The 12,986-nt window shown below is 70.9% G+C and carries 12 protein-coding genes; 6 read left to right on the plus strand and 6 right to left on the minus strand.

Going from position 1 to position 12,986, the window contains the following annotated elements; all coding sequences use genetic code 11:
• The first annotated feature begins 127 nt into the window (after window positions 1–127).
• On the plus strand, window positions 128–421 hold the full coding sequence (locus V1227_RS23950) for a 4a-hydroxytetrahydrobiopterin dehydratase (protein ID WP_090099803.1): 294 nt from the start codon (window positions 128–130) through the stop codon (window positions 419–421).
• 15 nt (window positions 422–436) lie between these two features.
• Here the strand turns inward: V1227_RS23950 and V1227_RS23955 are convergent, their stop codons facing one another.
• Window positions 437–1,651: a mannosyltransferase gene (locus V1227_RS23955; RefSeq protein WP_329787772.1), complete on the minus strand. Its 1,215-nt coding sequence runs from the start codon at window positions 1,649–1,651 to the stop codon at window positions 437–439.
• 273 nt (window positions 1,652–1,924) lie between these two features.
• On the minus strand, window positions 1,925–2,080 hold the full coding sequence (locus tag V1227_RS23960) for a DUF6131 family protein (RefSeq protein WP_090007203.1): 156 nt from the start codon (window positions 2,078–2,080) through the stop codon (window positions 1,925–1,927).
• Window positions 2,081–2,500: 420 nt separating this feature from the next.
• Here V1227_RS23960 and V1227_RS23965 point away from each other — a divergent pair, with 420 nt between their 5' ends.
• Complete coding sequence (locus tag V1227_RS23965) at window positions 2,501–3,079, plus strand: Uma2 family endonuclease (RefSeq protein ID WP_329787773.1); 579 nt, start codon at window positions 2,501–2,503, stop codon at window positions 3,077–3,079.
• Between the two features lie 60 nt (window positions 3,080–3,139).
• Here V1227_RS23965 and ychF read toward each other — a convergent pair whose 3' ends face one another.
• Entirely contained in the window at window positions 3,140–4,219 is a 1,080-nt protein-coding gene (ychF, locus tag V1227_RS23970; RefSeq protein WP_329787774.1) for a redox-regulated ATPase YchF, read from the minus strand.
• A gap of 80 nt (window positions 4,220–4,299) precedes the next feature.
• Here ychF and V1227_RS23975 point away from each other — a divergent pair, with 80 nt between their 5' ends.
• Together V1227_RS23975 and V1227_RS23980 are read left to right on the plus strand one after the other, a co-directional pair.
• A complete protein-coding gene (locus V1227_RS23975; protein ID WP_329787775.1) occupies window positions 4,300–5,586 on the plus strand; it encodes a bifunctional transcriptional activator/DNA repair enzyme AdaA in 1,287 nt (428 codons plus the stop codon).
• Complete coding sequence (locus V1227_RS23980) at window positions 5,583–6,080, plus strand: methylated-DNA--[protein]-cysteine S-methyltransferase (RefSeq protein WP_329787776.1); 498 nt, start codon at window positions 5,583–5,585, stop codon at window positions 6,078–6,080. The genes V1227_RS23975 and V1227_RS23980 overlap by 4 nt, the downstream gene beginning before the upstream one ends.
• A 27-nt stretch (window positions 6,081–6,107) precedes the next feature.
• On the opposite strand, the gene V1227_RS23985 is transcribed toward V1227_RS23980, so the two are convergent.
• Both V1227_RS23985 and V1227_RS23990 read right to left on the minus strand, forming a co-directional pair.
• Window positions 6,108–8,984 carry an SMC family ATPase gene (locus tag V1227_RS23985; RefSeq protein ID WP_329787777.1) on the minus strand — a complete coding sequence of 959 codons (2,877 nt, stop codon included), beginning with the start codon at window positions 8,982–8,984 and terminating at the stop codon, window positions 6,108–6,110.
• The gene (locus V1227_RS23990; RefSeq protein WP_329787778.1) at window positions 8,981–10,120 is read right to left on the minus strand and encodes an exonuclease SbcCD subunit D; all 1,140 of its coding nucleotides are present in this window, start codon (window positions 10,118–10,120) and stop codon (window positions 8,981–8,983) included. Before V1227_RS23990 ends, V1227_RS23985 begins: the two co-directional genes overlap by 4 nt.
• A gap of 99 nt (window positions 10,121–10,219) precedes the next feature.
• Between V1227_RS23990 and V1227_RS23995 the strand changes: the two genes are divergently transcribed.
• Both V1227_RS23995 and V1227_RS24000 read left to right on the plus strand, forming a co-directional pair.
• Window positions 10,220–11,131 (plus strand): DNA recombination protein RmuC, encoded by a 912-nt coding sequence (locus V1227_RS23995; protein WP_329787779.1) that lies wholly within the window; start codon window positions 10,220–10,222, stop codon window positions 11,129–11,131.
• 89 nt (window positions 11,132–11,220) lie between these two features.
• Window positions 11,221–11,952 (plus strand): DUF6542 domain-containing protein, encoded by a 732-nt coding sequence (locus V1227_RS24000; RefSeq protein WP_329787780.1) that lies wholly within the window; start codon window positions 11,221–11,223, stop codon window positions 11,950–11,952.
• A gap of 61 nt (window positions 11,953–12,013) precedes the next feature.
• Here the strand turns inward: V1227_RS24000 and V1227_RS24005 are convergent, their stop codons facing one another.
• Window positions 12,014–12,958 (minus strand): 4-hydroxy-3-methylbut-2-enyl diphosphate reductase, encoded by a 945-nt coding sequence (locus V1227_RS24005; RefSeq protein ID WP_329787781.1) that lies wholly within the window; start codon window positions 12,956–12,958, stop codon window positions 12,014–12,016.
• Window positions 12,959–12,986 lie beyond the last annotated feature (28 nt).

Consider the following 12,986-nt stretch of genomic DNA (forward strand, 5'->3'; position numbering starts at 1 on the left):
CCCTACGCCGGTATGACCCGGATCAGGTGGACGGTCGAGGGCTTGCGAGCCCTCCTCTCAGCCCGGCGCTTCACCGGACTCCCGTGGCAAACGCGCAGCTTACGTGACGTGGTGGGACGATCAGGACATGGCCGAGCTGTTGAGCGACGATCAGTTGGACGACCTGCTCCCCAAACTCCCCGGCTGGTGCCCCCAGGACGCGGCACTGGTGAAGACCGTGGAGCTGCCGAGCTTCTCCCAGGCGATCATGGTCGTGAACCGGGTCGCGGAGATCGCCGAGAACGACAACCACCACCCGGACATCGACATCCGGTACAAGACGCTGACATTCCGCCTGAGCACGCACTACAAGGGAGGAATCACCGCACTGGACGTGTCCCTCGCCGAGGAGATCGACGGGGTCCTGGACGCCCTGGGCTGACCCGGCCGGGAGGCGTCAGCCGGCGACCCTGCTGGGTTCGCCGTCGGCGGCTTCCTCGCCACCGGGACGCGGCTCGCCGCGCTTGCGCCGCGCCGCCAGCCCGATCGCGACCAGCGTCAGCACGCCCGCGGCCGGATAGCCCCAGCCGAGCACCACGAAGATCCACGGCCGCGGGAAGTCCCAGATGTTCGGCTGGGCCAGCAGCAGGAACGAGATCAGGTAGCCGCCGGTCAGCAGCACCCACAGACCGGCGGTGATCTTGCAGAGCAGGTGTCCGCCCTCGTGGACGAGCCAGAGCAGGGCGGGCACCATCCACACCCAGTGGTGGCTCCACGAGATCGGCGAGACGAGCAGGCCGAGCATCTGCACGCTCACGATCAACGCCAGCGCGTCCCTGGTCCTGCTGACCGCGAACCACGTCAGAGCGGCGGCGACGAGCACGGCGACGATGTAGATCGGCCCCGTCTTGACGTCGTAGCCGACCGTGCGGCTGAGCGCTCCGCGCAGCGACTGGTTGATCGCGCTGCCGACCGGGCCGACCCGGCTCGCGTCACCGAGCAGCTGGAACCAGAACTTGTCCGACTGGGACGGTGAGATCGCCCACCCGATCCCGTACACCACCACAAAAGCGACGAACGACCACACAGCGGCCATCCACCGGCGCTGAACGAGGAAGTACAGCCCGGAGATCGCGGGCGTGAGCTTGATGCCCGCGGCGAACCCGACGCCGGCGCCGCCGACCCAGTTCCGCGCGCTGGCGAGCGTGCCGATCAGGATCGCGACCAGCACCAGGTTGATCTGGCCGTAGTTGAGCGTGGTGCGGACCGGCTCGATCCACAGCGTCAGCGCGGTCCACATCATGGCGCGGCGCGGGTCCGGCAGCCGGAGCAGCTTCAGGCTGGTGCGCACGATGAAGTACAGGCACCCCAGGCAGATCAGTTGCCAGATCCAGCGCGACGCCTCCCACGGCACCCAGCTCATCGGCGTGAAGATCGCGGCCGCGAACGGCGGGTAGGTGAACGGCAGCGGGAACACGTCCGCGTACTGGTCGAGCCGCCACTCGTAGAGGTCGCCGGAGAACAGGTGCGGCGACCCGTTGCGGTAGACGAGCAGGTCGATCATGGTCATCTTCGCCTGGAAAGCGACCATGAACAGGTGCCCGGCGACCGACAACGCGAGCAGCCACGGCGCTACGGAGAGCACACGCGCTTCCACAGCACGGAGTTTCACCCCGAAAACGTTACCCGAGGCAACGTTCTGGGGTACCCCGGCGTCATAAGACACGGGAGAGATCGCAAGAGGGAGTTTTTCCGATCATGTCAGTTGATCTTGTTGTTGCCGCTGTCGCCGCTCTGGCCATGCTGGGGGTCGCTTTCGGCGTGTTCGCCGCCGCCGCACGAGCCAAGAACAACGTGTGAACGTTGTGAGACATGAAGAAGGGGGAGCCTCCACATTGGAGGCTCCCCCTTCTTCGTTCACCGCTTCCGAGGGGTGGAGCGGCTTTTAGAAGTAGTGCGCGCGCCCACCGATCGGCTTGCCGACCGCGCCGAGGACGGCCAGGATCGCGCCGATGACCAGCAGCACCACGCCCAGCGTCGTCAGGATGCTGATACCGGCCAGCCATCCGACGACGAGCAGAATCAGACCGAGGACGATCATTGCAACCTCCAGGTGGGGAAACCTGAACTCTGGCTACCCCACGGAGGTCGGTACAAACCTTCCATCAAAAATTCGTCGCCGATACAAACCGGGCGGGCACACCTCCACCCCGCGGTCCCGGAACGCTTCGACGGCAAAGGCTTTCGCGTCAGCTGCGCTTTCGCCGCCGGTGATTGCCCACCGCATTCGCGCGTGCACTTGGAGCGACTGATTCCAGGTGGCGCTGGTGGTCGAGGTGATGCGTGGCAGGCTCCAGCCGCAGCGCTTCGGCCTCAGCGAGATGTCGAGCCGCTGACTCGAGGACGCCGAAGTTCCGGTGACCCTCGCTCACGCCGTAGGAGTTCAGGAGCGTTGATCGTTGCGGGCGCACGCGGCGGGCTTACCTGGCCGGGTGTGCTCACCAGCCACTATCTTCGAGCCGTGGCCGCTCTGCCTGACTGGATGCGCCCTCCCCGCGCGGAAGGGTGGTTCGCGGAGGACCTGGACCGGCTGCCGGAAGCGCCCCGGCACATCGAGCTGATCGACGGAGCTCTCGTTCTCAGGGTGTCACCGCAGCGGTCATGGCACGGTCGTGTCGTCACCGGGCTCACCCTGGAGCTGATGAACCAGGCTCCGGACGGCTACGAGGTCGAGCGCGACATGACCATCAAGCTCGACCGGCGCAATCGTCCGGAGCCAGATCTCCTGGTGACCACGGCATCGTTGGAGCGCGACCGCACCTGGTTCGCCCCTGAGGACGTCGCACTCGTGGTGGAGGTGGCCTCACCGGAGTCCGAGCACCGGGACACCACGGTCAAGCTGCGCAAGTACGCGGAGGCGGGCATTCGGCACTACTGGCTCGTCGAGGACGAGGCCGTTCAGACCGTCGTGCACGTGTACGAGTTGGACGAGCCGACCAGGGCTTACGTCCCGACAGGCCTCTGCCGCGGGAAGCTCACGGTGACGGTGCCGTTCCCGATCACCGTCGACCTGGACGGCCTGTTCCCCGCGAAGCGCTGAAAACGGGACGGATGCACGAAAGGCACCTCCCGCGCGGAAGGTGCCTTTCGCGAGCGTCCGTCAGACGTTGAAGCGGAACTCGACCACGTCGCCGTCGGCCATGACGTAGTCCTTGCCCTCCATGCGGACCTTGCCCGCCGCCTTCGCCTCGGCCTTCGAGCCCGCCGCGACCAGGTCGTCGAACGACACGACCTCGGCCTTGATGAAGCCCTTCTCGAAGTCCGTGTGGATCACGCCGGCGGCCTGCGGGGCGGTGGCGCCCTGCGGGATCGTCCAGGCGCGCGCCTCCTTCGGGCCCGCGGTGAGGTAGGTCTGCAGGCCGAGGGTGTGGAAGCCGGCGCGGGCGAGGGCGTGCAGGCCCGGCTCGGACTGGCCGATCGACTCCAGCAGCTCCAGGGCTTCCGACTCGTCGAGCTCCAGCAGCTCCGACTCGACCTTGGCGTCGAGGAACACCGCGTCGGCGGGGGCGACGAGCTCGCGCAGCTCCTTCCGACGGGCCTCGTCGGTCAGGACGCCCTCGTCGGCGTTGAAGACGTAGAGGAACGGCTTGGTGGTGAGCAGCGACAGCTCGCGCAGCAGTTCGCCGTCCACTTCGGACTGGGCCGAGAACAGCGTGCGGCCCGAGTCGAGGACGTCCTTGGCCTTCTTCGCGTTCTCCAGGGCGGCGCGGCGGTCCTTCTGCATCCGCGCCTCCTTCTCGATCCTCGGGATGGCCTTCTCGAGGGTCTGGAGGTCGGCGAGGATCAGCTCGGTGTTGATCGTCTCGATGTCGCTCGACGGGTCGACGCGGCCGTCGACGTGCACGACGTCCGGGTCGTCGAAGACGCGGATGACCTGGCAGATGGCGTTCGCTTCGCGGATGTTCGCGAGGAACTTGTTGCCGAGGCCCTCGCCCTCCGACGCGCCCTTCACGATGCCCGCGATGTCGACGAACGACACGACGGCGGGCACCTCGCGCTCGGAGCCGAAGATCTCGGCGAGCTTGGTGAGGCGCGCGTCCGGCAGCGGCACGACGCCCACGTTCGGCTCGATGGTCGCGAACGGGTAGTTCGCGGCGAGCACGTCGTTGCGCGTCAGCGCATTGAACAGGGTGGACTTGCCGACGTTGGGCAGGCCGACGATACCGAGGGTCAAACTCACGAGCGACGAGTCTACGGCAGGCGACGGTCGTGTCCGATTCCCGCGAGCCATTGCCCGTTCCCGCTGGCAGGATCGGTGGCATGGTCATCGACGAAGAACACGCGTACCGGGTGTGCTCCGCACGTGACGCCCGTTTCGACGGGTGCTTCATCCACGCGGTGCGCACGACCGGCATCTACTGCCGGCCCTCGTGCCCCGCGGTGACCCCGAAGCGCCGCAACAGCCGGTTCTTCCTGACGGCGGCGGCCGCGCAGTCGGCGGGCTTCCGCGCCTGCCGGCGGTGCCTGCCGGACGCCACCCCCGGCTCGCCGGAGTGGAACCTGCGGGCGGACCTCGCGGGCCGGGCGATGCGCCTGATCAGCGACGGCGTCGTCGAACGCGACGGCGTCTCCGGGCTCGCGGCGAAGCTCGGCTACTCGGAACGCCACCTCACCCGCGTGCTGACCGCCGAACTGGGGGCCGGTCCGCTGGCGCTGGCCAGGGCCCACCGCGCCCACGCGGCGCGGTTGCTGATCGAGACGACCGAGCTGCCGTTCGCCGACATCGCGTTCGCGGCGGGCTTCGCGTCGGTGCGCCAGTTCAACGACACGATCCGCATGGTGTTCGCCTCGACACCGTCGGAGATGCGCGGCCGCGGCGAGGCCCCGGTCGGCACCCCCGGCCGGATCGTGCTGCGCCTGCCGTACCGGCCGCCGTTCGACGCCGCCGGCCTCCTCGCCCACTTCCGGGCGCACGCGCTGCCCGGCGTGGAGGAGGTGACCGCCGACTCCTACGCGCGGACGCTCTCGCTGCCCCACGGCGAGGCGACGGTACGCCTGACGTTCCCCACCGGCCACGTCCTGTGCTCGCTGCGCCTCGCCGACGTGCGCGACCTGGGCACGGCGGTGGCCCGCGTGCGCCGCCTGCTGGACCTCGACGCCGACCCGGTCGCCGTGGACACGTTCCTCGGCGCCGACCCGGTCATCGGCCCGCTGGTCCGCGAGACGCCGGGCATCCGGGTCGCGGGCAGCGTCGACGGCGCCGAGACGCTGCTGCGGCTCGTCGCGCCGTTCGAGGGCGTGCCGTTGCGGGTCCCGGACGGCGGGCTGACCCACCTGTACTCGGCCGGGGACCACCCCGTCACCGAGGCGCTCGCGAGCGGCAGACTCGTCGTCGACGTGGGCCGCTCGCCGGAGGACCTGACCGAAGAACTGACACCGCTGGTCGGCGCCGAAGTCGCCGACGAGGTGGCCATGCGCGTGCTCGGCGCACCGGACGTGCTGGTGCTCCCGAAGTCCTTGCGCGACCTGGCTTCCCACGGCCCCGAGTGGCGGCCGTGGCGCTCCTACGCCGGAGCACACCTGACGAGGAAGGCAGCAACACCATGAGCGTCGCACACGCGTCCACTGTGGACACCCCGGCGGGGCCGTTCACCGCGGTCGTCACGCCGGACGGGGCCGTGCTCGCGAGCGGCTGGACCGCCGACATCTCCCTGCTGACGCCGCAGATCCACGCGACCCTGATGCCGTCCGAGATCACCCCGCGCCCCGACCTCGGCGACGTCACCAAGGCCGTCGTCGCCTACCACGAGGGCGACCTCACCGCGATCGACACCGTCGAGGTCCGCCAGAAGTCCGGCCCGTTCCTGCAGCACGCCTGGGACGTCCTGCGCACCGTCAAGGCGGGCGAACCGGTCACCTACTCCGAGTACGCGGAGCTGTCCGGCCGTCCCGCCGCCATCCGCGCCGCGGCCTCGGCGTGCGCGCGCAACTCGGTGGCGCTGTTCGTGCCGTGCCACCGCGTCATCCGGATCGGCGGCAACCTCGGCGGCTTCCGCTGGGGTCTCGACGTGAAGCGCTGGCTGCTCGCCCACGAGCGCTGACCGGCGGGACCGGGCTCCGGGACCGGGTCAGCCCAGCGACATCTCGAGCGTCGAGCCGGTGCGCGCCTTGCGCACCCGCAGGCGCGTCGGGATGCGCTGCCGCAGCTCCTCCACGTGCGACACCAGCCCGACCACCCGGCCGCCCGCGCGCAGCTCGTCGAGCGTGTTCATCACGATGTCCAGCGTGTCGGAGTCGAGCGTGCCGAAGCCCTCGTCGACGAACAACGTGTCGAGCAGCGCGCCGCCCGTCTCGTTCGCCACCACGTCCGCCAGGCCCAGGGCCAGCGACAACGACGCCAGGAACGACTCGCCGCCGGACAGCGTCTTGGCGGGACGTGACCGGCCCGAGTAGTCGTCCAGCACGTCGAGGCTCAGGCCGCCGCGGGTGCCGCGCGCTCCGGCCGAGTCGGAGTGCACGAAGCTGTAGCGGCCCTGGCTCATGCGGTGCAGGCGGGCCGAGGCCGCCACGGCGACCTCCTCCAGCCGCGCCGCCAGCACGTACGACCGCAGGGTCATCTTCTTCGAGTTCTGGCCGCGGCCGTTGATCACGTCCGTCAACGCGTCCAGCTCGGCGTACGAGGCCTCAAGCGGTTCCAGCGACTTCCGCTCGGCGCGCAGGCGCGCGGCCAGCTCGCTCACGCGCTCCAGGGCCGCTCGGGCACGGGCCAGGCCCGTCGCCGCGGAGGAGGCGGCGGCGCGGGCGGAGGAGGCCTGGGCCGTCACCCCGGCCAGGTCGACCTCCTCGTCGGGGTCGACCTCGGCGAGCTCCTCCAGCGTCGCGAGGGCGGAGGCGCGGGCGCGTTCCCAGGTCGCGATGCGCTCGTCCAGCGCCTTCAGCTCGGCCGCCGGGCGGTGGGCGGCCAGGGCGGCGTCCACGTCGGCGAAGCCCGCCTCGGCGGCCAGCGCGGCGACCGACGCCTGCTGCTCCCGCACGCGGGCCAGGGCGGCGGCACGGGCGTTGCGGCGCTCGTCCAGCTCCACCAGGGCCTTCGCGAGGCGCAGCAGGTGGTCGCGGCGGGTCAGGACGTCCTCGTGCTCGCCGCGGGCCTTGTCCAGGCGGGCGCCTCGTTCCTCGACGACCGCGACGAGCGACGTGTGCTCCGTGCGCAGGCCGACCAGGTCCTGCTCGACCTGGCCCTTCTCCGCTCCGAGGTCGCGGATCTTGGCCTCGAGGCCGACGAACTCCGTCTGCCGCTGCGACCGGGTGCGCGCCAGCTCCAGCGCCGCGCGGTACTCGGCCGGCGCGGCGGCCGGCTCCTCGGAGCCCAGGGCCTCCCAGCAGGCCTGGATGCGCAGCTCGGCGGCGTGGGCGGCCCGTTCGGCCTCGTGGCGGCGCTCCAGGGCGGCCTGCTCCTCGCGGGCGGCCACCTCCTCGTCCGTCGCGCCGACGCCGCCCAGCATCGGCTGGGCGGGCGCGGGGTGGCTCGGGGAACCGCAGACGGCACAGGGCTTGCCGCGCTTGAGGGCCGCGGCGAGCTCGATGGCCATGTTCTCCAGGCGCTGGTGGCGGACCTGCTGCAGGACGTCCTTGGCCTTCTGGTGGACGTCGATCGCCTGGTGCAGCTCGTTCCTGGTGCGCTCCAGCGCCCGCGTCGCCCCCGGCAGCGCGTCGGCCGCGTCGGCACGGGCCTTCAGCGAGTCGAGCCGCCCCGACGCCTCGACCGCGGCGTCGAGCTGGGCGCGGCACTGGGCCAGGCGCTCGGGGAGCACCTCCAGCTCGGCCTTCAGGGCCAGCAGCCGGCGTTCCACCTGGTAGGAGGAGTTCTTCAGCACCGACAGCCTGCGCACGTCCGCCTGCTGGCGTTCCGCCTCGGCCGCCAGCTCGCCCAGACCACCGGCCTCCTCGCGGTAGCGCTCGGCGTCCTCCCGCAACGCCGAACCCTCGTACCCCAGGCGCGCCAACGCCTCCGCGGCCTTGCTCTCGTCGCGGACGGCGAACTCGTGGGACCGCTGGAGCTTCGCGATCTCGGCATGCGCCGGCACGACGGGGATCGCACGCCGGGCGGCATCGCGTTCGGCGAACCACGACGCCGAATCGGCCGCCTCGACACGGGCGAGCAGCTCGCGGGCCTCCCGCACCCGGCGCAGCTGGTCGGCCTGCACGCGGGCGTGCGCCAGCATCGCGTCCGCGCCGTCGGCCACGCCCGCCGTCTCCTCCGACAGCGCCTCCGCCCGCTCCACCGCGAGGGAGAGCCGGTCCAGCACCGCTTCCAGCCAGCCGGGCTCGTCGGAGGGCTCCTCGGACGCGGCCTCGGCCACGCGGTGCACCAGCTTGGCAGCGCCCTGACGACGTTCCTCCAGCACCCGCCCGGCCGCGAGCCGCCTGTCGCGGAACCACTTCTCCACGTCCAGGAACCGCTCGGTGCCGAAGAGCTTCTCCAGCAGCACCTCGCGCTCGGCCGTGTCCGACCGGAGGAACTTCGCGAACTCCCCCTGCGGCAGCAGCACGACCTGGAAGAACTGCTCGTACGACATGCCCAGCATGTCCTCGACCGCGCGCGCCACGTCGTCGATGCGGGTGATGCCCTCGCCGTCCCAGCCCGCGAGCCACGTCAGCGAGCACTTCGCGGGCTGCGTGGTGAAGCCGCCGCCGCGCTTCTTCGGCCGGTCGAACTCCGGCGAGCGCACGATCCGGAACCGCCGCGACTGCACGGTGAGCTCCAGCGACACCTCGGTCGGCACCTCGGGATCGGCGTACTCGCACCGGAGCTTCTTCACGTCGCCCCGCGCGCCGGGAACCTTGCCGAACAGCGCGAACGCCACCGCGTCGAGCAACGTCGTCTTGCCGGCGCCCGTGTCGCCGTGCAGCAGGAACAACCCGTCCGCACCCAGCTCGTCGAAGTCGACGGCCTCCGGTTTCGGGTACGGACCGAACGCCGTCAGCTCCAGGCGGTGCAGTCTCATTGCTCCTGCTCCCTCGCCACCGACGCGAACGCCTCGCGCAACAACGCCATCTCGGCCGCGGAAGGCTCCGACCCGCGGGCGTCGGACACGAAGCAGCAGGCCACCTCCTCGTCGGAACGGCCGCGCACCCGTTCCGCGTAGGTCATGTCGTGCTGCGGGCCCTGCTCCGGCCGCCACTCCACGTGCACCGCGTGCTCGAACCGCTTCTGCAGCTGCCGCAGGGCGTCCATCGGCCGCACCCGGTCCGTCAGCACCACGGACAGGAAGTGGTCTTCCAGCGGCTTGTGCGCCGGGTCCTCCAGCACGCCGGCCAACGTACCGGTCACCGTCGCCAGCCGCCTCGGCACCGGCAGGTCGCGCCGCTCGACGCCGACGAGCCCGCCCTCGTCCAGCTCGACCAGCCACACCGACTTGCGGTGCCGCGCCTCGGAGAACGAGTACGCCAGCGGGCTGCCCGAGTACCGCAGGTTGTCCGCGAGCGTCTGCGGCCCGTGCAGGTGCCCCAGAGCCACGTAGTCGACGCCCGAGAACACCTGCATCGACACGTCCTGCACGCCCCCCACCGCGATGGTGCGCTCCGACTCCGACGGCGCCCCGCCCGTCACGAAGGCGTGGGCCAGCACGACGGACCGCGCCCCGCGCGATGCCAGGTCGGCGCGGATCCGCCGCATCGCCTCCCCCAGCACGGGCGCGTGGCCCTTGTCCGCCACGCCGAGCGCGTGGCGCGCCGGTTCCGGCTCCAGGAACGGGATGCCGTACACCGCGACCGGCCCGTGCTCGTCCGCCAGCTCGACGGGCTTGTCCAGCAACGAGATCTGCGTGCGCAGGTGCAGCCCGCCCGCCGCGGCGAACTCCCCGAACACCCCGATCCGCGCCGCCGAGTCGTGGTTGCCCGGCGTGATCACGATCCGCGCCCCGGCCGCCCTGATCCGCATGAGCACCCGCGCGCACAACGCCACCGCGTCCGCCGACGGCACCGCCCGGTCGTACAGGTCGCCGGAGATGACCACGACGTCGACCTTCTCGGAGGACACCAGGTCAGCGAGGCCGCTCAGCACCGACTCCTGCTCGACGAGCAGGTCGCGGCCGTGGAAGGTCCGCCCCACGTGCCAGTCGGAGGTGTGCAGGATCCGCATGGCCCCAACCGTAGAGACGGGGTCCGACAAAACTCCGGGAGGGTTCCCGGCGTGTCACCCGATCGAGTTCAGCGTCCGTGGGGGAGCATCATCGGTGCCGTGACCGCCGTGATCATCACCGCCTCCCTCGTCCTGGCGCTCGTCTGCGCCGGGGCACTGGTGTTCGTCCACCGCCTGTACCAGGACAGCGTCCGGCGCGCCGACGAAGCGCTCCAGGCCATCGCGGCCGAACGCGCGCGCTACGACGCCCAGCAGGTGGCCCTCCAGCGCTACGAGGTGGCGTTCTCCAGCGTTTCGGGACGCGGCGAACTGGGCGAGCAGGTGCTCGTCGAGACAGCGCGCGCACTGGGCCTGAGGGAAAACCTCCACTACACGCTGCAGACGGACGTGGCAGGCGGTGGAGCGGTCCGTCCGGACATGGTCCTGAACGTCGGCGGCGGCCGTCAGGTCCCGGTCGACTCGAAGATGTCCATGGCCACCTGGGCGGAAGCGGTCGAGACGGACGACCCCCAGGAACGCCAGGACGCGCTGCGCGTGCACGTCCGCAACATCCGTTCGCGTGCCGCCGAACTGGCGGGCAAGGGCTACCAGCGCTGGGCCGACGCCATCTACGGCACGATCATGTTCGTCCCCAACGACGGCGCCGTCGTCGCCGCGCTGGACACCGATCCGGAACTGCTGCGCTGGCTGCTCGACCGCCGCGTCTTCCTGTGCGGCCCGACCGGGTTCGCCGTGATCGCGTCCTCGGCGATGTTCGCCGTCACCGAACGCGCCCTCGCCGACGACGTCGAGCAGGTCAGGCTGCAGGCGGGCCGGGCGCACCGCGCCGCGGACACCGCCATCGAGGCCGTCAACCTCTCCACCACCCACCTGCAGCGGTTCCTCTCGGCGAGGCGCAGGGAGCTCGACGCCCTGGAGGGTTTCCGGGCGAGCGTGGAGCCGCTGACGGACGCCTCCGCCACTCCCACACCCCTCCCCCTCGTCCGGAGGGCGGACGAGCAGTCCGCTTGAAACGCACGCGGTGTACCCGCGGGTTGCTTCTGAGTGAGAAAGCTGCGGACTGACGAACACCGAATGGCCGAGCGGCTACCGTGTGCGTCGTGAGTGAGTTGCGCGAGCGGTCATCGGCCTTCGATGACGACGTCGAAGACCACGACGCGGTTCCGTGGAACTACCGTGCCCTCTTCGGCGAGTTCAGGGGAATCCCGTGGTGGGCGGCCATCCTGTGCGCCCTCGTCCCGGCGTTCATCGGCGCGTTCATCGACATCAGCTCCAGCAAGACGGTCGGCTGGACGTTCATCGTCGTGTTCTTCGCCGGCGCCCTCGCCGGGATCGTGCTGGTGCAGCGCCGCAGCCTGTTCGGGCCGATGGTGCAGCCACCGCTGGTCCTCGCCGCCACCGTGCCCACGCTCGTGCTGCTCACCGGCGGCGTGGCCAAGGGCGGTCTGTCCGCGATGGCGCTCGGCCTCGGCCGGCCGCTCATCGACAGCTTCCCGGTCATGGCGATCACCACCGCCGTCACCGTCGGCCTGGGCATCCTGCGGATCATCCTGCAGAAGAACCCGAACCGGCCGACCAAGGACGAGGTCCGCGAGGCCAAGGCGGAGATCAAGGACCGGTCCAAGCCCGCCCGCAAGCCGCGCGAGGAAGCCGACGAGGACCGCCCGCGCCGCCCCCGCCCGTCCGCGGAACGCCCCGAACGCGCCGAGGGGACCCCCGCACGCCGTCCGCGTCCCGAGGGCGCAGCCGCCCGCCGCCCGCGTCCGGACGGTGCCCGCGGCGAGCGCCCGGCGGGCCAGCGCAGGCCCCGCCCGCCGCGCGACGACCGCTGAGAAGCCCGGGAACACCGAAAGGGTCGCCACCGGCATCGGCGGCGACCCTTTCGCGTCAGCTCTAGCGGACCAGGTCCTTGCGGAGCTCGCGCGGCAGCGAGAAGGCGATCTTCTCGTTCGCCGTCGTGATCTCCTCGACCTCGCCGTAGCCCTGCGACTCCAGGTACTTCAGCAGTTCCATCACCAGCAGGTCGGGCACCGACGCGCCGGACGTGACGCCGACGGTCTCGACGCCCCCGAGCCACGCCGGGTCGACCTCCTTGGCGTAGTCGATGAGGTACGAGGCCTTGGCGCCGTGCTGCAGCGCGACCTCGACCAGCCGGACGGAGTTGGACGAGTTCTTGGAGCCCACGACGAGCACCAGGTCGCACGACGGCGCCATCGTCTTCACCGCGGTCTGGCGGTTCGAGGTGGCGTAGCAGATGTCGTCCGAGGGCGGGTCCTGCAGCTCGGGGAAGCGGTCCTTGAGCTGGCGGACGCGCACCATGGTCTCGTCGACCGAGAGCGTCGTCTGCGACAGCCAGATCACCTTGTTCGGGTCGCGCACCTGGACGTTCGCGGCGTCCTCGGCGGTGTCGACGAGCTGGACGTGGTCCGGCGCCTCACCGGCGGTGCCCTCGACCTCCTCGTGGCCCTCGTGGCCGATCAGGAGGATGTCGTAGTCCTCCTTGGCGAACCGCACCGCTTCCTTGTGGACCTTCGTCACGAGCGGGCACGTCGCGTCGATCGTGCGCAACGACCGCTGCGCCGCTTCCTCGTGCACGGCGGGCGACACGCCGTGAGCCGAGAACACCACGAGTGCGCCCTCGGGAACCTCGTCCGTCTCGTTGACGAAGATGGCACCGCGGTCGGACAGCGTCTCCACGACGTACTTGTTGTGGACGATCTCCTTGCGCACGTAGACAGGTGCGCCGTACTTCTCGAGGGCGAGTTCGACCGTCTCGACGGCACGATCAACGCCCGCGCAGTAACCACGCGGCTTCGCCAACAGGACTCGCTTGGGCATGCCACCAGGGTACCCAGGCCGATGCCTA

Origin of the sequence: Lentzea sp. DG1S-22 (assembly GCF_036321065.1) — a bacterium.
GTDB lineage: Bacteria > Actinomycetota > Actinomycetes > Mycobacteriales > Pseudonocardiaceae > Lentzea > Lentzea jiangxiensis.

Excerpts from the sequence above, each read along its gene's own strand:
- V1227_RS23950 (WP_090099803.1), top strand. The coding sequence starts at position 128 with ATGGCCGAGCTGTTGAGCGACGATCAGTTGGACGACCTGCTCCCCAAA.
- V1227_RS23960 (WP_090007203.1), bottom strand. The coding sequence starts at position 2,080 with ATGATCGTCCTCGGTCTGATTCTGCTCGTCGTCGGATGGCTGGCCGGT.
- V1227_RS23975 (WP_329787775.1), top strand. The coding sequence starts at position 4,300 with ATGGTCATCGACGAAGAACACGCGTACCGGGTGTGCTCCGCACGTGAC.
- V1227_RS23980 (WP_329787776.1), top strand. The coding sequence starts at position 5,583 with ATGAGCGTCGCACACGCGTCCACTGTGGACACCCCGGCGGGGCCGTTC.
- V1227_RS23985 (WP_329787777.1), bottom strand. The coding sequence starts at position 8,984 with ATGAGACTGCACCGCCTGGAGCTGACGGCGTTCGGTCCGTACCCGAAA.
- V1227_RS23990 (WP_329787778.1), bottom strand. The coding sequence starts at position 10,120 with ATGCGGATCCTGCACACCTCCGACTGGCACGTGGGGCGGACCTTCCAC.
- V1227_RS24005 (WP_329787781.1), bottom strand. The coding sequence starts at position 12,958 with ATGCCCAAGCGAGTCCTGTTGGCGAAGCCGCGTGGTTACTGCGCGGGC.